This window comes from Leuconostoc sp. LN180020 (assembly GCF_014844115.1).
GTDB classification, from domain to species: Bacteria; Bacillota; Bacilli; order Lactobacillales; family Lactobacillaceae; genus Leuconostoc; species Leuconostoc citreum.
Genome location: NZ_CP039736.1, coordinates 1,230,874 through 1,254,288 on the forward strand (window position 1 = coordinate 1,230,874; position 23,415 = coordinate 1,254,288).

Annotated in this window: 23 protein-coding genes and 1 tRNA gene; 22 read left to right on the forward strand and 2 right to left on the reverse strand. The window is 40.2% G+C overall.

Going from position 1 to position 23,415, the window contains the following annotated elements:
- The first annotated feature begins 107 nt into the window (after nt 1–107).
- The 18 genes from parC to FAZ25_RS06380 all read left to right on the forward strand — a co-directional run bounded on the left by parC (nt 108) and on the right by FAZ25_RS06380 (nt 17,917).
- On the forward strand, nt 108–2,546 hold the full coding sequence (parC, locus tag FAZ25_RS06295) for a DNA topoisomerase IV subunit A (protein ID WP_004900947.1): 2,439 nt from the start codon (nt 108–110) through the stop codon (nt 2,544–2,546).
- Nucleotides 2,547–2,594: 48 nt separating this feature from the next.
- A complete protein-coding gene (locus tag FAZ25_RS06300; protein ID WP_100665970.1) occupies nt 2,595–3,500 on the forward strand; it encodes a manganese-dependent inorganic pyrophosphatase in 906 nt (301 codons plus the stop codon).
- 137 nt (nt 3,501–3,637) lie between these two features.
- Complete coding sequence (gene rpmG / locus FAZ25_RS06305; RefSeq protein ID WP_002815032.1) at nt 3,638–3,787, forward strand: 50S ribosomal protein L33; 150 nt, start codon at nt 3,638–3,640, stop codon at nt 3,785–3,787.
- Nucleotide 3,788: 1 nt separating this feature from the next.
- Entirely contained in the window at nt 3,789–4,058 is a 270-nt protein-coding gene (gene rpsN / locus FAZ25_RS06310) for a 30S ribosomal protein S14 (protein WP_004904725.1), read from the forward strand.
- Nucleotides 4,059–4,394: 336 nt separating this feature from the next.
- A complete protein-coding gene (gene rimP / locus FAZ25_RS06315; protein ID WP_100665968.1) occupies nt 4,395–4,871 on the forward strand; it encodes a ribosome maturation factor RimP in 477 nt (158 codons plus the stop codon).
- A gap of 71 nt (nt 4,872–4,942) precedes the next feature.
- The gene (gene nusA, locus FAZ25_RS06320; RefSeq protein ID WP_004900919.1) at nt 4,943–6,034 is read left to right on the forward strand and encodes a transcription termination factor NusA; all 1,092 of its coding nucleotides are present in this window, start codon (nt 4,943–4,945) and stop codon (nt 6,032–6,034) included.
- 55 nt (nt 6,035–6,089) lie between these two features.
- Nucleotides 6,090–6,386, forward strand: a complete 297-nt coding sequence (rnpM, locus tag FAZ25_RS06325; RefSeq protein ID WP_012305300.1) for an RNase P modulator RnpM — start codon at nt 6,090–6,092, stop codon at nt 6,384–6,386.
- Nucleotides 6,376–6,696, forward strand: a complete 321-nt coding sequence (locus FAZ25_RS06330) for a ribosomal L7Ae/L30e/S12e/Gadd45 family protein (RefSeq protein ID WP_004900916.1) — start codon at nt 6,376–6,378, stop codon at nt 6,694–6,696. The genes rnpM and FAZ25_RS06330 overlap by 11 nt, the downstream gene beginning before the upstream one ends.
- Nucleotides 6,697–9,219, forward strand: a complete 2,523-nt coding sequence (gene infB / locus FAZ25_RS06335) for a translation initiation factor IF-2 (RefSeq protein WP_155280124.1) — start codon at nt 6,697–6,699, stop codon at nt 9,217–9,219.
- 45 nt (nt 9,220–9,264) lie between these two features.
- Complete coding sequence (rbfA, locus tag FAZ25_RS06340; RefSeq protein ID WP_004900914.1) at nt 9,265–9,618, forward strand: 30S ribosome-binding factor RbfA; 354 nt, start codon at nt 9,265–9,267, stop codon at nt 9,616–9,618.
- 94 nt (nt 9,619–9,712) lie between these two features.
- On the forward strand, nt 9,713–10,891 hold the full coding sequence (locus tag FAZ25_RS06345) for an aminotransferase class I/II-fold pyridoxal phosphate-dependent enzyme (RefSeq protein ID WP_004900912.1): 1,179 nt from the start codon (nt 9,713–9,715) through the stop codon (nt 10,889–10,891).
- Nucleotides 10,892–10,906: 15 nt separating this feature from the next.
- A complete protein-coding gene (locus FAZ25_RS06350; RefSeq protein ID WP_155280123.1) occupies nt 10,907–11,422 on the forward strand; it encodes a PTS sugar transporter subunit IIA in 516 nt (171 codons plus the stop codon).
- Nucleotides 11,409–12,317: a tRNA pseudouridine(55) synthase TruB gene (truB, locus tag FAZ25_RS06355; protein ID WP_155280122.1), complete on the forward strand. Its 909-nt coding sequence runs from the start codon at nt 11,409–11,411 to the stop codon at nt 12,315–12,317. Before FAZ25_RS06350 ends, truB begins: the two co-directional genes overlap by 14 nt.
- Nucleotides 12,314–13,264: a riboflavin biosynthesis protein RibF gene (gene ribF / locus FAZ25_RS06360; RefSeq protein WP_155280121.1), complete on the forward strand. Its 951-nt coding sequence runs from the start codon at nt 12,314–12,316 to the stop codon at nt 13,262–13,264. Before truB ends, ribF begins: the two co-directional genes overlap by 4 nt.
- A gap of 127 nt (nt 13,265–13,391) precedes the next feature.
- Nucleotides 13,392–14,420, forward strand: coding sequence for a heat-inducible transcriptional repressor HrcA (gene hrcA / locus FAZ25_RS06365; RefSeq protein WP_155280120.1), 1,029 nt, complete (start codon nt 13,392–13,394; stop codon nt 14,418–14,420).
- 17 nt (nt 14,421–14,437) lie between these two features.
- A complete protein-coding gene (gene grpE / locus FAZ25_RS06370; RefSeq protein ID WP_004900903.1) occupies nt 14,438–15,007 on the forward strand; it encodes a nucleotide exchange factor GrpE in 570 nt (189 codons plus the stop codon).
- Nucleotides 15,008–15,092: 85 nt separating this feature from the next.
- Nucleotides 15,093–16,937: a molecular chaperone DnaK gene (gene dnaK / locus FAZ25_RS06375; protein ID WP_004904719.1), complete on the forward strand. Its 1,845-nt coding sequence runs from the start codon at nt 15,093–15,095 to the stop codon at nt 16,935–16,937.
- A 92-nt stretch (nt 16,938–17,029) separates the two neighbouring features.
- Nucleotides 17,030–17,917 (forward strand): DnaJ C-terminal domain-containing protein, encoded by an 888-nt coding sequence (locus tag FAZ25_RS06380; protein ID WP_004900900.1) that lies wholly within the window; start codon nt 17,030–17,032, stop codon nt 17,915–17,917.
- Nucleotides 17,918–17,966: 49 nt separating this feature from the next.
- Here the strand turns inward: FAZ25_RS06380 and def are convergent, their stop codons facing one another.
- Nucleotides 17,967–18,554, reverse strand: coding sequence for a peptide deformylase (def, locus tag FAZ25_RS06385; protein ID WP_004900898.1), 588 nt, complete (start codon nt 18,552–18,554; stop codon nt 17,967–17,969).
- 55 nt (nt 18,555–18,609) lie between these two features.
- Between def and FAZ25_RS06390 the strand changes: the two genes are divergently transcribed.
- The 4 genes from FAZ25_RS06390 to FAZ25_RS06405 all read left to right on the forward strand — a co-directional run bounded on the left by FAZ25_RS06390 (nt 18,610) and on the right by FAZ25_RS06405 (nt 21,699).
- Nucleotides 18,610–18,882, forward strand: coding sequence for a UPF0223 family protein (locus FAZ25_RS06390; protein WP_004900895.1), 273 nt, complete (start codon nt 18,610–18,612; stop codon nt 18,880–18,882).
- Nucleotides 18,879–19,667: an inositol monophosphatase family protein gene (locus tag FAZ25_RS06395; protein WP_004900893.1), complete on the forward strand. Its 789-nt coding sequence runs from the start codon at nt 18,879–18,881 to the stop codon at nt 19,665–19,667. Before FAZ25_RS06390 ends, FAZ25_RS06395 begins: the two co-directional genes overlap by 4 nt.
- Before the next feature lie 64 nt (nt 19,668–19,731).
- A complete protein-coding gene (gene typA, locus FAZ25_RS06400) occupies nt 19,732–21,570 on the forward strand; it encodes a translational GTPase TypA (protein WP_004900891.1) in 1,839 nt (612 codons plus the stop codon).
- Nucleotides 21,571–21,610: 40 nt separating this feature from the next.
- Nucleotides 21,611–21,699, forward strand: a tRNA-Ser gene (locus tag FAZ25_RS06405).
- Between the two features lie 169 nt (nt 21,700–21,868).
- On the opposite strand, the gene FAZ25_RS06410 is transcribed toward FAZ25_RS06405, so the two are convergent.
- On the reverse strand, nt 21,869–23,047 hold the full coding sequence (locus FAZ25_RS06410; RefSeq protein WP_085699756.1) for a site-specific integrase: 1,179 nt from the start codon (nt 23,045–23,047) through the stop codon (nt 21,869–21,871).
- Nucleotides 23,048–23,415: the final 368 nt, after the last annotated feature.

The following is a 23,415-nucleotide window of genomic DNA, read 5'->3' on the forward strand; positions in this document are numbered from 1 at the left end:
ACCAAACAACCATTACCGTGTACAATTGTGCGCGGTATTTACATATTTATTTAAACTATTTGAGAGGAATATTGTCCACTGTCAATGACCGGTGGGCAACTTGATATATGGCAGATCGTATAACAGAGCTCTCACTGGAAGCAGTGATGGGCGAACGCTTCGGGCGTTATTCAAAATATATTATTCAAGAACGTGCGTTGCCAGACATTCGCGATGGCTTAAAGCCAGTCCAGCGTCGTATTTTATTTGCGATGAATCAGGATGGCAATACTTATGATCATCCGTATCGTAAGTCGGCTAAATCAGTTGGTAATGTCATGGGTAATTTTCATCCACACGGTGACTCCTCTATCTATGAAGCCATGGTGAGATTATCTCAAAATTGGAAAGTACGTGAACCATTAATTGATATGAACGGTAACAACGGTTCAATCGATAATGATCCCGCCGCAGCAATGCGTTACACTGAGGCGCGTTTATCTAAAATTGCCGGTGAAATGATGGCTGACTTAGGTCAAGACACTGTTGATATGGTTTTGAACTTTGATGATACGACCTATGAACCAACAGTCTTACCATCACGTATTCCAAGCTTATTAATTAATGGTGCGACGGGTATTTCTGCTGGTTATGCGACTGAAATACCACCGCATAATTTGAAAGAAATTAATGCCGCGTTAATCTACTTGCTTGATCACCCAGAGGCGCCACAGTCAGCTTTGATGCGGTACATTAAAGGGCCAGATTTTCCTACCGGTGGTATCATTCAAGGGCTAGAGGGGATTAAAAAGGCTTATAAAACAGGCCGTGGTAAAATTGTTGTCCGTGCCAAAACAGCTATTTCTGAGCTCAAGGGTGGCAAGAAAAAAATTGAAATCACGGAACTACCTTATGAAGTAGTGAAATCAAACTTAGTATCTAAAATTGATGCTATTCGTCTTAATAAAGAAGTTGCCGGCATTTCTGAAGTGCGTGACGAATCAGATCGTGAAGGCATGTCAATTGTTATTGAGCTCAATAAAGACACTAATGCCAATGGCATTTTAACCTACCTCTTCAAAAAAACTGATTTGCAAATCGCATATAACTTTAACATGGTTGCTATTCATGACCAACGGCCAGTTCACGTGAGTCTTAAACAGGCGCTGGAAGCATTTATAGCATTTCGTAAGGAAGTTGTATTAAAGCGGTCAGCGTATGAATTAGCCAAAGCACAAGCGAGACAGCATATTGTTGAAGGCTTAATTCGTATGTTGTCAATTTTGGACGAGGTTGTTGCAACGATTCGAGCATCTAAAAACCGTAAAGATGCGACACAAAATTTAATAGCACGTTTCGACTTTACGCAACCTCAGGCGGAAGCCATTGTGACATTGCAACTGTATCGTTTAACCAATACTGATGTGACGCAATTGGAAGAAGAGTTTGCGGCGTTGACTGAGAAAATCAACCATTTAACAGAAGTTATGAATGAAGAAATGGCTTTGAAAGCTGTTATTCGTGACGAAATTACGGCCATTACACAGAAATATCAATCCGCTCGTCGCTCACAAATCGAAGCTGAAGTTGAAGATCTTGTCATTGATAAAGCCGTAACAATTGCCGAAGAAGATGTACAAGTATTAGTATCGCGTAATGGTTATTATAAGCGCGCATCTATTCGCTCTTATAAGGCTTCTGATAAAGATAACGGCTTAGCCGATGATGATTTGCCGGTGTTTGAAGGGCAACTCAATACGACACAGCACTTATTTATGTTTACCAATAAAGGGAGTGTCATCTATCGACCAGTTCACGAACTGCCAGATTCAAGATGGAAAGATACTGGGGAACATTTTTCTCAAGAACTATCGAATTGGCGTACGGAAGAATATGTTATTAAAGTTGTACCAATCAACACCCTAGAGCAAGGTGGTGCCTTTACCATTGTGACCAACGATGGCTTTATTAAGCAAACGACTTTGAGTGACATGTTACCAAAAGCATACAAAAAGAAAACCTCAATGGCCATCAAGCTCAAAACAAATGATAGTTATGTGGTCAACGCTGATTACTTTGAAACAGTTGGCCAGCAAGACGTACTATTGCTATCGCAACATGGTGTTGGGCTGCGCTTTGCTATTAAATCTATCCCAGAAATTGGGGCACGTACTGCTGGCGTCAAAGCGATGGACTTGCGCAATGAAGATACAATTAAGGCTGCCGTTTTTGTTACAAATGAGGCACAGCGCGTAGCTATTATGGCTGATAATGGCGCCTTTAAATACATGCCGGTTTCTGAAATAACACGTTCAAAGCGCGCCAATAAAGGCTTACTAATTTTTACGCAAAAGAAAACAGTGGCTTATCATGTTGCAACGGCAACTATTCTTAACATTGAAGACACAGCATTAGAAATACTCACAACACGTTGGCAAAAACAGGAGCTACAGCTGAGCGATTACAAGCCGTCACAACGTGTAGGCAATGGTCAATATGTTGTTGATGTTAAAAAGTATGGCGAACCATGGCGTGTTCAACCACTAACAATTGCTAAGACAAAGTAACTTTTTTTTGATAAAATAAACGTATAAACATCTAGGAGATATGAACTAATGGCTAACACTTTAGTTTTTGGGCACAAAAACCCTGATACAGATACAATTGCTTCAGCAATTGCAGCAAGTTATTTTTTGAATCAAATTGGTAATGATACTGAGGCAGTGGCACAGGGTGAACCCAATGCAGAAACGCAATTTGCGTTGGATTACTTTAAAGTAGCAGCGCCACGTGTGATTTCATCTGCAGATACAGAAACAGTCGTTTTGGTCGACCATAATGAAGTAGCGCAATCAGTTGATAATCTTGCTGATGTGACTGTTGAAGGTATCTACGATCACCATAAGTTTGCCTTCACAAATGCAACACCGCTTTACATCACAGCCAAGCCTTGGGGATCAGTTGCGACAATTCTTTATTATGAATTTAAGCAAGCTAACATTGAAATTCCGTCTGATATTGCAGGACTAATGGCATCTGCTATTATTTCAGATACCTTACTACTCAAGAGTCCAACTACAACGACATATGACCAACCAGCTTTAGAGGCCTTGGCTAAGATTGCTGGTTTGACGAATTATGAAGCTTATGGCTTGGACTTATTAAAAGCCGGTACGGACTTATCATCACGTAGTGATAAAGAACTGATTGATGGCGATGCAAAGTCATTTGAAATGGGTGGTCACCAATTCCGTATAGGTCAAGTGAATACGGTTGATATTGATGATGTGTTGGCACGTCAATCGGGTATCGAGGCAGCAATGGTTGCTGAAGGTTATGAAGACTTTTTGTTTGTCATTACTGATATCTTGAACTCAAATTCAAAAGCCATTTATTTAGGAGATGCTAATCAAGCAATTGAAAGTGCCTTTAATGCCACATTAACTAATCATGTGATTGATTTGCCGGGTGTTGTATCGCGTAAGAAACAAGTTGTGCCACCATTGGAAAACCAATTTTAAAAACATGGTCAGCTCATTACTTAAAATGTTTTGATAGAATTAATCAAACTACTTTACAGTGATAAGATGTTCATGTATAATAACTATTTGTATTGACAAGCAAATAATTTTAACAAACCACACTAAGGAGTATGAATATGCGTATTCACGTTGTTCTAGGAAATGATGAAACTGGTGAACGTATTTACTTGACGTCTAAGAATCGTCGTAATACACCAGATCGTCTTGAGTTGAAGAAGTACTCACCAAAACTTCGTAAAGTTGTAACATTTAAGGAGATTAAGTAACATGGCAAAAAAGTCAAAAATTGCTAAGGCACAAAAGCGTGAAGCTTTAGTTGCAAAGTACGCTGATAAGCGTGCGGCATTGAAGGCTGCTGGAGATTTCATCGGTTTGGCTGCTTTGCCAAAAGATTCATCTCCCGTACGTATGCACAATCGTGACTTGATTGATGGACGTCCTCATGCTTACATGCGTGAATTTGGTATGTCACGTTTGAACTTCCGTCAATTGGCACATAAGGGTCAAATCCCTGGTGTTCGCAAGGCTTCTTGGTAAGTTATAGCGTTTCTGAAAAGAACGATTTATACTAACCAGTAGCGTTACGTGGGCGCGTTAAAAGTCAATTATTATAGCATTAGCTAAATACAGTGACTGCCTCAATGAGCTTAGGCGAATGAGGTCATAAAGGTTCACATTCTAGTAAAGGCCACGCATTGTGGTCTTTTTGTTTTATCTAATTTGCAATTGGTGTATATTTGCGTTATACTAAAGATTGTTAATTTACATAGTTTTGTAAATGAGCGGGCCATTTAGTACGAGGCCGGCTCATTTTTTATGGGATTGGCACTTGCTTGCAATATCGTAACATATTCATCAAAGGAGGTAGCGCGTATGGCGAATAAAGTGGCACAAGAAATTAGCACCCTCATTGAACCACTGATAAATGCTCAGCAGTTATTGTTATGGGATGTGTCCTACACTAAAGAAGGTGGTCAAAAAGTATTACGTATTTTGATTGACAAACGTAACCATGAATTTATCACGATGGATGACATTACAACATTTACACAGGCTGTTAATGAATTACTAGATACTATTGAACCAGACCCAATACCTGAAGCCTATATGCTAGATATTTCGTCTCCAGGTGCTGATCGTCCTTTGATAAGGCCTTGGCATTATGAATGGGCTAAAGCGAGTGGAGAAAATATTTTAGTAGCATTCTTTGTTGCAAAAAATGGCCAAAAAAAGTGGCAAGGCAAAATTCAAACTATTGATGATAAGGGTATTACACTGACTACGTCGTCAGAAACCATAGTATGCACTTTTGATGAAATTGCTAAAGCAGTGTTAGATACCCATTTTTAACGAAAATATTGAACTGCAATGACTTATTATAACTTTGATTAATAAGTTACTAATTGAATGAGGATAGGCGAATGAGCAAAGAATTAGTTGATGCACTCGATGCCCTTGAAGCGGAGCGCGGCATTGAACGTGCGATTGTAATTGAAGCACTAGAAGACGCTTTGAAAGCAGCTTACAAGAAGCAATATAATGCGGAACAAAATGTCGAGGCTGTGTTTGACACGAAAAAGGGAAATGTTGCCATTAAGCAAGTCAAACATGTTGTCTTAGATGAAGATTTTGAAAATGAAGATACAGAGATTTCTCTAGAAGATGCGCTAGCAATCAATCGCGCTTACGAACCCGGCGATGAAATTCGTTTTGATGTTACGCCAAAGGATTTTGGTCGTATGGCAGCACAAGCTGCTAAGCAAGTTATTATGCAAAAAATCCGTGAAGCAGGACGGGAAGCGATTTATAATAAGTTTGCTGATTATCAAGATGAAATCATTACTGGTGAAGTTGATCGGCAAGATTCACGTTTCTTGTATATGACATTACCAGGAAATCAAGAAGCTGCAATGGCACCTAATGATCAAATGCCCAATGAACATTATCGTATGGGTGACCGTATTAAAGTGCTTGTTAATAAGGTTGAAAATAACGCTAAGGGACCACAAATTTTTGTGTCACGTACAGCGCCAGACCTAGTTAAGCGATTATTTGAACAAGAAGTACCGGAAGTATATGATGGTACTGTTGAAATTATGAGCATTTCTCGTGAAGCTGGAGATCGTTCAAAGATTGCTGTTTATACGCATGATCCGGATTTAGACCCTGTTGGGGCAATGGTTGGTCAGCGTGGTGGCCGTGTGCAATCCGTTGTTAATGAACTTGGTGGCGAAAATATGGATATTGTTGAATGGGTTGAAGATGAAGCGCAATATATTGCCAATGCTTTGAATCCATCAGAAGTAACAGATGTTATTTTTGACTCTGAAAATGAGCGCGCAGTAACAGTGATTGTACCAGATAATCAGTTGTCTTTGGCAATTGGTAAAAAAGGACAGAATGCACGTTTAGCAGCACGTTTGACTGGCTTTAAGATTGATATTAAGTCTGAAACTGAAGCTGCAAAAGATTTAGGGAACCAAACCGTATCGTCAGTTGAAGAAAACGATTAAATTTTTAGAAAGGAACAGTATTTCGTTTTGAAAAACTAAAATACGCTACAGAACAATGAAACCTAGAAAAATACCTATGCGAAAAGACATTGTGACTGGTGACATGTTTCCTAAAAAAGAACTCGTTCGTGTTGTGCGTGATAAAGAAGGACATGTAAGCCTAGATACAACATCTAAAGCAAACGGTCGTGGCGCGTACATCAGTTTGAATCGTGATGTTGCTAATACTGCTAAGAAACAGCGTATTTTTGACAAAGCGTTCGAAGTTAAAGTCCCTGATGCTTTTTACGATGAACTTATTGCTTATGTTGATCATCAGCAGGCACGTAAGGAGTTATTCGGTGATAAGTGAAGATCAACAAATTCTTAATTTACTTGGCTTGGCTATGCGCGCAGGCAAAATCGTTTTGGGTTCCGAGCCAACACTCACTGCAATTCGTGGGAATAAAGTTCAGTTAGCTTTTTTCCCAAGTGATGGTGGTCCGAGTCAAGCAAAAAAATTTATGGATAAGTCAAACTTTTACCATATAACTTTAATACAGGACTATACAAAACAACAATTAATCAACGCCATTGGTGTTAATCGTAGTATATTTGCGATTGCCGATCGTGGCTTTAGTCGTAAAATCAAACAATTAATTTCAGAAAAGGAGCGGAACTAAATGACAGAAGAAAAGAAATTCTCAAGTTCAAACCGTCCTGCACGAAAACAGGCCGTACCAGAGCGTAAGGAGTTACCAGCATCACAACGTCGACACGCTGCAAAATTAACAGATGGTACTAATTCAAGTGCAGGAACAACACCGCGTTCAAACAAACCAGCTCGTCAAGGACAATCACAGGGACAAGGACAAAACCGTCATACAAATTCCTCGCGTTCTAATACTCAGGGTGGTAATGCTTCACGTCCAAATCAGTCAAAGCCACAAGGTCAAGGCGGACGCAATAATCAACGTCCTGGATCACGAACACAAGCTTCTGAGGGTCGCCCAATGATTCGAGAAAAGAAGAATTGGTCAACTAAGCCTCGTGAAGGACAGATTGATTATTCTAAGAAGACAGATAATAGTTTAAAGCAGTATGTGAGTGAAAACGAGAAGCGCAAGCAGGCTGCTGCAGCAAAAACAACTAAGAAGCCTGCTGAACAGAGTAAAAAAGCACCAGAAAAGCCAGCACAAACTAAGCCTAAAACAGCAGAAACAAAGGCCACTGCAACAACAACGCAGAGCGGCACAGGTAAGTTTGGTGGTGCATTAGCTTCGGGCAATAACTCTGCACGTAACAATTCACGCAAACGCAACACAAACGGTACGGGACAACAAACACCACGTCGTAATGATAAGCCTCGTGGGTCGAAAAAGTCACGCCGTATCGCTGCTAAAAAGGGACCAGCTGTACCAGCAACTGAGCGTAAGGACCAGCCACTACCAGCAGTACTTGAATATCGTATTGGTATGAACGTACAAGATTTATCAAAGTTACTTCATCGTGACACAGCTGAAATTATTAAAAAGCTATTCTTACTAGGCATCGTGACAAACCAAAACCAATCATTAGACGCTGATACAATTGAAATTTTGGCTGCTGATTATGGTATTGAATCACAACTTAAAGAAGAAGAAGATGTTGCCGATATTGATAAGTTCTTCGAAGATGATACGATTGACGAAAGCAAGTTAGTCGCTCGTCCACCAGTTGTAACAATTATGGGACACGTTGATCATGGTAAGACAACCTTGCTTGATTACTTGCGTAACTCTAATGTGACTGAAGGCGAAGCCGGTGGTATTACACAACATATCGGTGCGTACCAAACGCAGTTAAACGGCAAAACCATTACATTCTTGGATACACCAGGACACGCTGCCTTTACAGAAATGCGTGCGCGTGGTGCCAATGTAACGGACTTAACTATTTTAGTTGTTGCAGCTGATGATGGTGTCATGCCACAAACAATTGAAGCTATTAATCATGCCAAAGCCGCTGAAACGCCAATTATTGTGGCAGTCAACAAGATTGATAAGCCAGGAGCTAATCCTGATGAGGTTATGAATCAATTAATGGCCTATGACTTAGTACCTGAAGAATATGGTGGCGACACGATTTTCGTTAAGATTTCTGCTAAGTTTGGTCAAAACGTTGATGAATTGTTAGAAATGATTTTGCTACAAGCTGAAGTGCTTGAACTTAAAGCTAATCCGGATGTACCTGCGCGTGGTTCAGTGATTGAAGCACGTTTGGACAAGGGACGTGGCCCGGTTGCAACTGTGCTTGTTCAACAAGGTACGATGCGTGTTGGTGATCCAATTGTTGTTGGTAATACCTATGGTCGTGTGCGAACAATGACAAATGAACGTGGTATTGAATTAGCCGAGGCATTGCCTGCAACACCAGTGCAAATTACAGGTATTAACGAAGTACCACAGGCTGGTGATCGATTCATCGTTATGGCAGACGAAAAAACTGCACGTGCAGCTGGTGAAGAACGTGCTAAGCGTGCGCAAGAAGCAATTCGTAACTCAGGTTCTGTTGTCACACTGGACACATTATTTAGTACAATGTCTGAAAAGGCCATGAAGACAGTTCCTGTTATTGTGAAAGCTGATGTACAAGGTTCTGTCGAAGCTTTGTCAGGTTCGCTTAAGAAGATTGAAGTTGACGGTGTTCGTGTTGATATTATTCACACAGCTGTTGGTGCAATTAACGAGTCTGATGTAACGCTTGCCTCTGCTTCCGGTGCAATTATTATTGGCTTTAATGTTCGTTCAACACCGCTAGCAAAGTCTCAAGCTGATTCTGATAAGGTTGATATTCGCTTCTATAACGTGATTTATAACGCTATTGACGATGTTGAAGCAGCCATGAAGGGACAACTCGAACCTGTCTTTGAAGAGAAGGTTATTGGTAATGTTACTGTTAAGGAATTGTTTAAGTTCTCTAAGGTTGGTATTATTGCCGGTGCAATGGTTGAAGAAGGTAAGATTACGAAGGATTCTAAGGTTCGTATCATGCGTGATAATGTTGTTGTTTATGATGGTGAAGTTGCATCATTGCAGCGTGGTAAGGAGTCTGTCAACGAAGTGAAGATGGGTTATGAGTTTGGCTTCACGGTTGCAAAGTATAATGATATTAGAGTTGGCGATACTGTTGAAGCTTATATCATGGAAGAAGTAAAAGTAAAATAATAGTTAACGACTGTTAGTTGACATAATAGAAAAGAGGCACAAGTTATGGCTAATCCACAACGTGCAGGTCGCCTCGCACAAGAAGTTCAACGTGATGTAACTGACTTATTGCTTAAACGCATTAATGACCCAAGGGTACAAGATGTCACGGTAACAAGTGTTGAACTGTCAGGTGATTTGCAAATTGCAACGATTTATTATTCAATTCTTTCTGACTTGGCTAGTGATGGTCAAAAAGCACAAGCTGGTCTTGAAGCAGCTAGTGGTTTAATCAGAAAAGAATTAGGTGCACGTTTAACTGTCTATAAGACGCCAGAATTAAAATTTGTCCGTGATCAGTCCGTTCAATATGGTAATCACATTGAAGATTTAATTCGCAAACTACACGCTGATAATTAATAAATTATAATGAAAAAACGCTACCCATTTAGAGGTAGCGTTTTTGTGTTAAAATAGAATTACGTTAATTTGACTATAAATAAGGAACGCTAACATGACTAATTTAGAGCAATCACTCAATCCAACGATTACGGCAATGGCGCCCGATAAATTATTGAATTTTCAAAAAACAGTGCGAGATATTCCAGGTGTTTTAAAATTGACATTTGGCGAACCAGGATTTGATGTTGATGAGAGAATCAAAGCTGCTGCTACTGAAGCTATTAATAATAATCGATCTCATTATGCTGAAAGTCAAGGCGAACAGTCCCTGCGCGCCGAGGCTGTTAGATATTTCAATGAAACTTATCATTTGAATTATCAGGATGAAGATAATGTGATTGTGACGTTAGGCGTTAGCGAGGGCATCAATGTTGTTTTGCATACTTTGCTGGCACCTGGTGATGGTCTGTTGGTGCCTGAACCTGCCTATGGGCCATACTTCACGTCGCTCGCATTGGCTTATGGCCAAAAAATTGCAATTGACACGACAGCACATCGTTTTAAGCTGACACCAGAAATGGTTGATGAAGCCGTAGAAAAGGCTACAGTTCCAGTACGCGCCATATTGATGAATTATCCGACGAATCCAACAGGAGTAACTTACTCTCGTGAAGAGGTTATGGCATTAGCAGCTACCTTTAAAAAGCATCACATTTGGGTGATTTCTGATGAAATTTATGCTGTATTGACTTATGACCAAGCGCATGTTTCATTTGCAGAAATCATACCTGAGCAGACGATTTATATTAACGGCCTATCTAAGTCACATGCTATGACAGGGTATCGTGTCGGTTTCATTTTGGCTTCAAAGCAGATGATTTTAGAGATGCAAAAAGTTCACGGGGCCTTGACTTTTGCTATCCCAACTTTTATTCAAGATGCAGCTGTGGTGGCCTTGCGCGATGTCAAGGATACACCTTTGTTGATGAGAGCAGCTTATAAGGCCAGACGAGATCGCATTTTACCACAGTTAAAGGCACTTGGTTTTGATGTGGTGACACCAGAAGGGGCTTTTTATATTTTTGCCAAGTTGCCAGTAGATTTGGGAGATGATGGTGATGCATTTGCCTTAAACCTTGCCCGCGAGGGAAAGGTGGCAGTAATCCCTGGTTCTGGCTTTAGCGAGTCAGCAAAAGCATTTATCCGTATATCTTACGCTGCTTCGGATGAAGATTTAGATGAAGGCATGAAAAGAATCACAGCGTATGTGAAGCGTTTACGTGAAAAATAGAGTGAGGGGTAGTTTATGAGTTGGTGGCAAAATTTATTTAATCAAAACAACAGACACCAGAGAGTTAGAACCACTGGGCAAATGAATGCAACACATATTGCGCGTAAGTCAGAATTGCCGGTTGTTGTTGCACCGGTAACAGGTCAATTGCAACAAATCACCGGTGATAAGGACCAAATCAATAGCCATAATGGTTTTATGATGGTGCCAAATGGTAACACTATCATGTCACCAGTTTCTGGTATTGTGGTTTCTTCAGATGCACAAACTGTTACGATACAAAGCGTTCATCATGAACAAGTAACAGTAAAATTGCAAACAAATGATACCACAATCTCCCATTTGGCAACTTATGGCACAGGACAACAACTACATGCCGGTGATTTGATTGGTACAACACACGCGACAAATCCAGAAGTGCATATCTATGTGTTGTTCGAAGAAACAATTGTTCCACATGTCAACTATGGGGCTGTTTATGCTGGACAAAATGTTTGGCAAAATCAGGAGAGCACCGATGTTAGCCAATGACCAAGTAGATGGTGTTATTGTCATCAATAAGCCAAGAGGTGTGAGCTCATTTGATGTTGTGGCAAAAGTTAGACGTGCTATTGGTCAAAAAAAAGTTGGTCATGCTGGCACGCTTGATCCAGGTGTGTCAGGCGTTTTAGTTGTTGCCTTAGGTAAAGCGACTAAACTTATTGATGAGTTACAGTCACGTCCTAAGCGTTATGTTGGTGATATTACCTTGGGCTTTGCAACAGAGACTGAGGATTTAAGTGGTGAAATCATTTCTGAAAAGGCAATTACTGTGCCGTATAGTGATCAACAGATTGATGAAGCTATTCAGTCGCTAAACGGGTTGATTCAACAAGTTCCACCAATGTATTCGGCTGTTAAGGTGGCCGGAAAAAGGCTTTACGAATATGCTAGAGCCGGGGAAACTGTAACTCGTCCAATTCGAGAAGCTCATATTTATGATTTTCACCGTACATCATTAGTGAACTATGCTCATCAGCAACAAAAATTTGACTTTGAGGCGACAGTTTCAAAGGGAACTTATATTAGAACACTAGCAGTTGATACTGGTCGTCAATTAGGCATGCCAGCAACCATGACACGTTTAGAACGCGTGATGGGTAGCGGGATGACGTTGTCGCAAGCCATTGAGTTAAACGATGTGATGACTTGGCCACGTACAGCAATTTTAGAAAAAGTAATTCCTATTTCTAAGTTATTGAATTGGCCAATAAAGCCTTTGACGGATGATGAATGGTTTGCCGTTAAAAATGGGCAGGTTATCACACAGTGGCCTGCCAATGATAATTATTTGCAATTAACATATCAGGATGAAGTGAAAGCAGTTTACGCTTATAATCAAAATACTGGTGAATGGCGTTCACGTTATGTTTTCAATAATAAATGACAATGATTAAAACAACAACATTACATTATCCAATTCAAAATTTCAAACAGCCGGTATGCCAAGTTGTCGCTATGGGTTTTTTTGATGGCGTACACCTAGGCCATCAAGCTGTCATTAAGCGAGCTAAGGCTGAAGCAAATGCTTTAGGTGTACCGCTAGCAGTGTTGACTTATGATCCACATCCAAGTGTCGCATTCAAAGCATTAACCGAACCATTAAAATACTTAACAGTTGTAAAGCAGAAAGCGCAATTACTTGAAACATTAGGTGTTTCGGAAATGTACAAGATGCAGTTTACTTCTCAACTAGCGGGTTTATCACCACAGGTATTTGTTGATGAGGTGTTGATGCAGTTAAATCCAGTAGCAGTTGTGGCTGGCTTTGACCATTTATATGGTAGTGATAAAAATCAGGCTAATATGGCTAACTTAGCAATTTATGCCAAATCTCGTTTTGACGTCATTATTGTGCCGGAGTTTGATGATTTAGGCTTAAAAATAGGTTCTTCCAAGATTCGTTCTGCGTTATGTGTTGGTGACATGCAAACAGTCAATCGCCAATTGGGGCGCATTTATCTTACAACGGGCATTGTTGTTCATGGTGAAGCCCGAGGCCGAGAACTAGGCTTTCCTACGGCAAATGTTTTAACGCCTGAGTTAGAGTGGTTACCTGGAATTGGTATCTACGCTGTCAAGATTAGCATTGCTGGTCAATGGCATATTGGCATGGCAAGCATTGGTCGAAATGTTACTTTCGGCGACAATCGTCCGATAACAGTCGAAATAAATATTTTAGATTTTAACCAAGCAATTTATGGTGAAGATGTCACTGTGGCATGGCATCATCATTTACGAGGCGAAGTTAAATTTAATCAGGTTGATGATTTAATTGCACAACTTGAAAAAGATAAAGTGGCAACGCGTACCTATTTTGAAACACTTGATTGATAGCAATCAAGTGTTTTTTAGCACTCTGATAAAAAGAGTGCTAAAAAGGTTGCTTTTTTTTGAGAAAGGTGTATTATTATAGGTGTTAGCAGTAAGAAGTATTGAGTGCTAAAGTGGAGGTGATGGTATGCTAACAGATAGGCAAAAATTAATCCTAAGTGCCATCATTTATGAATATACACAAACAGCACGAGCTGTTGGCTCTAAAAGTTTGCAAGAACAGCTCAATATTAAAGTAAGTTCGGCAACCATTCGTAATGAAATGGCCGCATTAGAATCTGTATCATTAATTAAGAAATTACATACTTCGGCTGGTCGTGTACCGTCGCGCGCAGGTTATCGTTACTATTTAGATCATTTAATGGCTAATCATAGCGTGACTGAACATGACGTTAATATGGTAATACAGTCGTTTCGTGGTAATTTTCATGAAATAGATGATTTATTAGATGAGTCAGCACGCACGTTATCAGAGTTTACAGGTGCAACTGCCATTATATTGAAGCCACAGCGTCACGACATTAAAGTATCAGGGTTCCGCTTAGTGCCCCTCGAGAACCAACAATTGATTGCTGTACTAGTTACAAGCGATGGTAAAGTGACAAGTCAAACCTTTAAATTACCTCGCGAACTAGCAATATCATCTCTAGATAGCATGGTAAAGTATATTAATGATCAGATGACTGGTCGGCCAGTCTTAGAAGTGTTGCAAATGATGCAATCTGATGAATTGCCAACGCAAATGAGTCGTGTCATTAAGACACCAGGCGCATTCTTACAATTATTTGGGGATGTTCTCTCACGTTCAGTTGGTGATCAAGTTCATATTGGTGGTCGCTTGAATGTACTGAATTTTGATGAATCTCTCAATAATAAAGCTGATTTAAAGCGATTATTAGAATTCCTTGAATCAGCCAAAGATATCAGAAACGTTGCTCAGACACTGGGCTCACACACGGTTGTTAAAATATCACAAGAAATTCATGAACCACTGTTAAAGTCATTTAGTTTAATTACACGTGGCTTTACAATACCTAATCAAGGAGATGGTGTGATTGCATTACTCGGACCAATCCGTATGCCATATGCGAGAAATATCTTACTAATTGATGCTTATGGCGAAGCGTTAACGCAAAAAATGATTGAATATACATAATTTAGGAGGGCACTTACGTGAAAGAGCAACAAAAGGAAACAGAGCAAAATATTGAAGAAATCAATGACGAAACTGTTACTGAACAAATTGAGGCAGATGTAGATACTTTGGAAAAAGAAGCAGAGGTTGACCCACAACAAGTTGAGATTGAGCAACTTCAAAGTGACGTTAAAGAACTTGAAGACAAATTGTTACGTGCACAGGCAGAGATTCAAAATATTCAGCAACGTCATGCACGTGAACTTCAAACTGTTCGTAAATATGATGGTCAAAAATTGGCAGGTGCCGTATTACCAGCTGTTGATAACTTGGAACGTGCGCTTCAGGTTGAATCTGAAGATGCAGTGACCCAACAAATTAAAACTGGTGTCGAAATGACATTAGGAACATTAGTGCAAGCATTACGGGACAATGGTATATCTGCTACAGGTGAAGTAGGTGAAACTTTTGATCCAACAAAGCATCAGGCAATTCAAAGTGTGGCATCAGACGATGTTGCCTCAGATCAAATCGCTACGGTACTTCAAAAAGGGTATATGATTCAGGATCGTGTCCTTCGTCCAGCTATGGTAGCTGTTGCAAAGTAACGTAAATATATGTATATGGTGATTCAGCTTGACGCACTACACCTTAAAAAGCAAATGCATTTTAATAGTAAAGGAAGAAAAATTCATGTCAAAAATTATCGGTATTGATTTAGGAACTACGAACTCAGCCGTCGCTGTATTAGAAGGTGGCGAACCAAAAATTATTACAAATCCAGACGGTGGTCGCACAACACCATCTGTTGTATCATTTAAAAACGGTGAAAGCCAAGTTGGTGACGTGGCTAAGCGTCAAGCAATTACAAACCCAGACACAATTATTTCAATTAAGTCACACATGGGTGAGGCTGGTTACAAAGTTACCGCTGATGGTAAGGATTATACGCCACAAGAAATTTCAGCAATGATTTTGCAATATATCAAGGGATATGCTGAAGATTACTTAGGTGAAAAGGTTGAAAAGGCTGTTATCACAGTACCTGCTTACTTTAATGATGCACAGCGTCAAGCAACCAAGGATGCCGGTAAGATTGCTGGCTTGGAAGTTGAACGTATTATTAACGAACCAACAGCGGCAGCTTTGGCCTATGGTTTGGACAAGCTAGACAAGGATGAAAAGATTCTTGTTTATGATTTGGGTGGTGGTACATTTGATGTGTCTATCCTAGAATTGGGTGATGGTGTCTTCGAAGTTTTGTCAACAAATGGTGACACACACCTTGGTGGTGATGACTTTGATAACAAGATCATCGATTACTTAGCTGCTCAATTTAAGGCAGACAATGGCATTGACTTGAAGGATGATAAGCTTGCATTACAACGTTTGAAGGATGCCGCTGAATCAGCAAAGAAGACATTGTCTTCAGCTAACGAAGCACAAATCGATTTGCCATTTATTGCTTCTGGTGATCAAGGACCATTGCATTTGCAAACATCTTTGTCACGTGCAAAGTTTAATGAATTGACTGCTGATTTGATTAAAAAGGCAGAACAACCAGTTCTGAACGCTTTGAAGGATGCTGGTTTGTCATTCTCAGACATTGATGAAGTGATTTTGAACGGTGGTTCAACGCGTATCCCTGCTGTGCAAGAATCAGTTAAGAAGTTAACAGGTAAGGAACCAAACCATTCAATTAACCCTGATGAAGCTGTTGCTCTTGGTGCAGCCGTTCAAGGTGGTGTTATTACTGGTGATGTTAAGGATGTCGTATTGCTAGATGTCACACCACTATCATTGGGTATTGAAACAATGGGTGGTGTCTTCACGAAATTGATTGATCGTAACACAACAATCCCTACATCAAAGTCACAAGTCTTTTCAACAGCTGCTGATAATCAACCCGCTGTAGATATCCATGTCCTACAAGGTGAACGTTCAATGGCCGCTGATAACAAGACTTTGGGCCGTTTCCAATTGTCAGATATTCCTGCTGCTAAGCGTGGTGTACCACAAATTGAAGTCACATTTGACATTGACCGTAACGGTATTGTGTCAGTATCAGCTAAAGACTTGGGTACACAAAAGGAACAAAAGATTACAATCCAAGCTGCTGGTGGTCTCTCTGAAGAAGAAATCGAGCAGATGATGAATGATGCTAAGGCTAATGAAGAAGCCGATGCAAAGAAGAAAGAAGCTGTTGATACACGTAACGAAGCTGACCAATTGATTTTCTCAACTGAAGCAACGCTTGAAGAAGCTGGCGACAAGTTGAGTGATGATGATAAGAAGGCGACACAAGAGGCTTTGGAAGCTTTGAAGAAGGCTAAGGAAGATGCAGCAGCTGAAGACGCTGATTTGACAGACTTAAAGGCTAAGACAGAAGCATTGGCTAAGGCTGCTCAAGAATTGGCCATGAAGCTTTATCAACAAGCTGCACCAAAAGAAGGCGCAGAAGGTGAAGCTAAGCCAAAGGATGACAAGACAGTCGATGGCGATTTTGAAGAAGTTGATCCTTCAAAAAAGAAAGATTAATTAATCGCGTTGTTTAATATATAGTTAGCACAAAACAAACCGCATTCTGATGGATGCGGTTTGTGTACATAATGTGGAAAAGGAGCAGATCATTGAATAACACAGAATACTATGATCGTCTTGGTGTTGATAAAAATGCCAGTCAAGATGATATTAAAAAAGCCTATCGTAAATTATCTAAAAAATATCATCCTGATATTAACCATGAACCAGGGGCTGAAGAAAAATATAAAGAAATTCAAGAAGCTTTTGAAACCTTAGGGGATGAGCAAAAGCGTGCGCAATATGATCAATTCGGTCCAGCTGGTGCAGGACAGGGTGGTTTTGGTGGTTACCAACAGCAAGGTGGCTTTGGCGACTTTTCCGACTTGGGGGATATCTTCAGCCAAATGTTTGGCGGTGGTTTTGACCCTAACAGACCTCGCAAAGGACAAGATTTACAATACCGTATGCACTTAAGCTTTGAAGAAGCGGTATTTGGTAAAGAAGAAGTTATTAAATTCAATCGTGGTGATGGGCCGCATGAAATCAAAGTGACGGTGCCAGCAGGTGTTGAAACTGGGCAACAGATGCGGTTAGCAGGCCAGGGTGAAGAGGGGATGAATGGCGGCCCACGTGGTGACTTGTTCGTTGTCTTCCAAGTGTCGGCTTCTAAAGACGGCTTTGAACGTGACGGTGCTGATATCTATCTTGAACACAAAATTAGCTTTGTCAGCGCGGCTCTTGGTGATGAAATACAAGTTAAGTCAGTACATGGGGATGTGAATTTAAAAATTCCTGCAGGCACACAAACGGGCACACGTTTCCGTTTGCGTGGTAAAGGAGCTCCACGTTTACGCGGTACAGGAAATGGTGATCAATATGTCATTGTGAAAATTGATGTACCAACAAAGCTAAACCGTGACCAAAAGAAAGCTTTGGAATCTTTTCAAGAAGCAACTGATGGCACAAAAAGAAAAAGTTTTTTCGACAAGTTATAAGTTGTTTGCATGATAAAAAACACATCCTTTTAAAAGGATGTGTTTTTTATTAATCGATATATTTGACATCGTCATCAACTTGCCATGGCGCATCTAGATTGATATGGTCATAGTAGAGGTGACCATGTAAATGATCAATTTCATGTTGAAAGACAATTGCTGGATAATCGCGTAATTTTAAAGTCTTTGTGGCGCCAGTTTCATCTTGATAGCGCACAGTGATACGATTAGCACGTGGCACAAAACCTGGTACATCTTCATCAACGGATAGGCAACCTTCACCCACATTCAAAGCACTACGCTTAACAGATTCAGAAATAATGACTGGGTTGAAAATTGTCCCTTTGAAGTATGGTTTGTCATCTTGCTCATCCTGTTCATGTGTCTCAAGTGCAGGAATAAGAATTGATGTCATTTGGAGCGAGTAGCCAACTTGTGGTGCTGCTAACCCAACGCCGGGTCGTAAACCGTATTTTTCGTTTTCTTCTTCATCTTGCGAAACAACGAGATAGGTCATCATATCTTGAGCTAACTGTGCATGTTCTTCGCTGAGAGGGAAGGGCACGGCTGTCGACACTTGGCGCAAAACTGGATCACCATCACGTGTGATTTTGTCCATTGTAAAACGTATTGTCATATAAATTCACCTCTTTACTAGTATATCAAAGTGTGCAACATGTTAAAATAGAACTATGAGTGAAAATTATACATTACCAATTGACAGCAATTGGACAATCGATGATATCGTGACGGTCAGCGCTTTCGTTGACAAAGTGCTACAAGTCTATGAAAATGGTGTTTTAAAAGTGACGTTACTGGGACAATATGACAAGTTTCGACAAGTAATCCCATCTAAAAGTGAGCAAAAGCAGTTTGATCGCAATTTTGAGCAGCAGACTGGTTTTAGTATTTATCGCACAATTAAGTTGGCACAAGCCACGACAAAAGACAGGATAAAGGTATGACCTTATTAAGTCAATTTGAAATTCAAGAAATCGATCAGACAGTATTGTTATGGCTCAATGACATCCGACAAAAGACAATTGCGGCAATGCAACAGCGCTTAGATGTCCATGAAAAACGTGATAACCGTGATTTAGTAACCAATGTGGACCGAGATAATGAAAAGTTCATTAATGACAAAATTCGACACTTTGATGCCGAGGCGCATATTGTCAGTGAGGAAGGTTTTGGTGACCACAATCAAGATATGAACGGACGTGTTTGGTTCGTTGATCCGATTGATGGTACGATGAATTTTGTCAAACAAAAAACAGATTTTGCAGTGATGATTGCCCTTTATGAAGATAATCAACCCGTTTTAGGGTGGATTCTTGACGTGGTCAATAATGTGGTTTATCATGGCGGCCCTCAAATCGGCGTATTTGCTAACCAATTGCGCCTTAAACCACCGATTGATGATAATTTATCAGAGGGTATCGTGTTATTAAGTGGTGCTAGACTGTTATATGGTATGTTTGGTTATGATAAGATAGCTAAAGCGGCTTTGGGCTACCGTGTAATTGGCGCGGCGGGGCCATCATTTATTCGTGTTATCATGGGGCAAGCAATAGGTTATTCATCTAAAATGATGCCTTGGGATTTTGCGGCAGGACAGGTTTTAGCAAAAACATTAGGATTATCCGTTTCAGATATTGACGGCAAAGCCCTAGATATGTTATCATCTAACATAGTATTAGTGGCTACAAATCGCGCGCATCGTGATATTTTAACGTTGCATCAAAGCTAGGGCACAACAGACCCTAGCTTTTACTATGAGATGAGTAGTATGAAATTAAAGGAGCACTAGAAAATTGGCAAATCGCGAAGATATTCGTAACATCGCTATCATCGCCCACGTCGATCATGGAAAGACGACGTTGGTTAACGAACTTTTGAAGCAATCAGACACATTGGACTCACGCAAGGAATTGGGTGATCGTGCAATGGATACAAACGACATCGAAAAAGAACGTGGTATCACTATCTTGTCAAAGAACACAGCCGTTAAGGTTGGGGACAAGCAAATTAACATTTTGGATACACCCGGGCACGCGGATTTCGGTGGTGAAGTTGAACGTATCATGGGTATGGTTGATGGTGTTTTGTTGGTTGTTGATGCCTTTGAAGGTACAATGCCTCAAACACGTTTCGTTTTGAAGAAAGCCTTTGAACAAAACTTGACACCTATTGTGGTTGTTAACAAAGTAGACCGTCCAGGTGCTCGTCCTGAAGAAGTTGTTGACGAAGTGTTGGACTTGTTCATCGAATTAGGTGCTGATGAAGAAGATTTGGACTTCCCAGTTATTTTTGCCTCAGCTATGAACGGTACATCATCATTGTCTCCTGACGTTGCTGACCAAGAACACACAATGAAGCCAATTTTTGACAAGGTATTTGAAACAATTCCTGCCCCAATTGACAACTCAGACGAACCATTGCAATTCCAAGTGGCTATGTTAGATTATAACGACTTCGTTGGTCGTATTGGTATTGGCCGTGTTAAGCGTGGCACAATTAAAATTGGTGACAACGTTGAAGTGATGAAGTTAGATGGCACAACACAATCATTCCGTGTCACAAAGCTAGCTGGATTTATTGGTTTGGATCAAGTTGATATTACAGAAGCTAAGGCCGGTGATTTGATTGCCGTTTCAGGGATGGAAGACATTTCTGTTGGTGAAACAGTAGCAGATACTGCACACCCTGAAGCATTACCTATTTTGCGTATTGATGAACCAACATTGCAGATGACTTTCCGTCAAAACGATAGCCCATTTGCAGGTAAAGAAGGTAAGTTCGTCACAGCACGTCAAATCGAAGACCGTTTGCGTCGTGAATTGCACACAGATGTGTCATTGCGTGTTGAAGATACTGACCAAGCAGGTGCATGGTTAGTATCAGGACGTGGTGAATTACATTTGTCAATTTTGATTGAAACTATGCGTCGTGAAGGCTTTGAATTACAAGCTTCACGTCCACAAGTTATTTATCGTGATATTGACGGCGTGCAATCAGAACCATATGAATCTGTTCAAATTGATACACCAGATGAATACGCCTCAACAGTTATTGATTCATTGAACCAACGTAAGGGTGAAATGGAAAACATGGAATCTGTTGGTAATGGTCAAACGCGTTTGACTTATATGGCACCTTCACGTGGTTTGATTGGTTACTCAACAGAATTCATGTCAGCAACACGCGGATATGGTATTTTCAACCATACCTATGCTGAATACCGTCCTGTTGTTCGCAACTGGGAGCCAGGTCGTCGTAATGGTGCGCTGGTTTCAATTACTCAAGGAACAACTTCAAACTATGCTATCATGGGTGTTGAAGACCGTGGTCAAATGTTCATTGGCGCTGGTGTTGAAGTCTATGAAGGTATGATTGTTGGTATGAATGCACGTGACAACGATATTTCTGTTAACGTGACAAAGTTGAAGCCACAATCAAACGTCCGTTCATCAAACAAGGATCAAACTGCATCAATCAAGACACCTCGTGTGATGAACTTGGAAGCAAGTTTGGAATTCTTGAACGATGACGAGTACGTTGAAGTAACACCTGAAAACGTTCGTATTCGAAAGGCAATTTTGAATACTGCTGAACGTGAAAAGGCAGCAAAGCGTCGTAAGGCATCAAAGTAATTTATATAACATGAGAACGATATTAATTGTTCTCACTTATGGAGATATGGCACAATCTGGTACTGCAACGGACTCGAAATCCGTCGAGCCGCTTTTGGCGGTGTGCGGGTTCAAATCCCGCTATCTCCTTACGAACAAGTGTTCGCACGTAGAAATATGTACAAAAACGTTGTTAAATCAACGTTTTTTTGTTTCTCAAAACGCTATAAAACGTGTGAGAACGTGAAAATTGGAGCCAAATTGGAGCCAGTCTCAACTTTTCCAAACCTTTTTCGCTAAACCCATGTGTGTCTAGCTGTTAGTCCCAAATATTCTTTACTTTTTCCGCTTCCTCATTAACCACTTCATCAAGCAACGCATGGTAGTATTTATTGATGATTTCAATGGTGTGTCCCGAAATTCTGGCGATATAATCAAGAGATACACCTTTTTGTATCAAAATAGTATCATGCGTTGCACGTAAGGTTTTTGGCGTTATAACCAAACCGTCGCTAGTTTTATCTGGTATGCCAACTTTATTCAAAGCCTTTTTAAATACTTTGTTAGTGTTGGTGCTAGATGATAGTAGACGGTCACCTCTGGTAGTGGGCGGGAGTTCATTCCTAAACATCAAGTTGTGCTCGTTGTTGATATTATAAACGCTGAGCCTTTTTTGTTTTTGTTCAGAAAAAGTGACAATGAGTTTCTCCAATTGTGGGGAAACAGGGACATGACGATCGCTGCGTGTTTTCGTATAGGGCTTAATGCTATTGTCTTGCTCTATGAAGGTGTTGTGGACGTGTAGGGTATGCTTTGAACGGTCTATGTCATCAAATCTTAAAGCCTTTGCTTCACTAGGGCGTAAGCCGCATTCAAGCATAATTAGCAGCACAAGGTATTCCTGATGAATCAAATCAATATTTTCGTAGAAATACTTTCGCAATTTATTTGCGTGTTCTAAACTTAAGCTTGCTACCGGTTTAAACATACCCTTATCGATGCCAGTTGTTCGTATCATGTTTTCCGATGGCATGGGTGTTTTTCTAATCAAGCCGTCGTACTCTGCATCTGAGAAAGCTTTTCTCAAGAACGCGCGATATTTTGTAACAGTGCCAGAAGAATACTTCTGGCCAAGCTCATTGAAGTAGAGCTGAATAGCGGTTTTGTTACCATCAAAGTATTTTAATGGTCTACCAGCTAAATCAATGCGTAATCGTTTGATTAAGGTTCTGTAATTATTCTTACTGTTAGTTTCGAGATATGGTTCAACGTTTCCGAGATACCATTGTTCGAAATATTTCCATAAAGGCATTGAAGCATTGTTCGCGGTGTAACCACTAGCAAATGCTAATCTGTCTTCACTTTCAAATTGTTTAGCTTCCTGGTACGTGTCCACATACCGACGTGGCGAGAAATGGCGTTTGCCTAACTGGTCACGCATTGAGGTTCTTACTTCATACTTGCCGTTAAAACGGCCTGTAGTTACTTTTTTTATCATAATGTTATTTTCCTTTCGATTAACGAAAGTACAATAGGGCGTACAATATGATATTAGGGCAGTTTAACGTCATGACTTTATGGACGAAATAAAAAAACTTTAAAAAAGGCCTTACATCTGTTACAATATAATAGAACGCCCAGTGCGTTTTAGTCATTAGCACACCGACTGCCACCCCCGGCTAGGTGTGCTTTTTTATTTGCTTATTTTTAAGATTTCATTGTCTATTATTTATTACTGCTGAGTCTTTAATCTTATTTTTGATGTATTTTAGTCCATATGAAATATAAAATGGCAATTAAAATTATAGCTGCAAAAGAAAAGTATATAAACATGAAAAACCATTTTAGTTGATAAAACATATATTT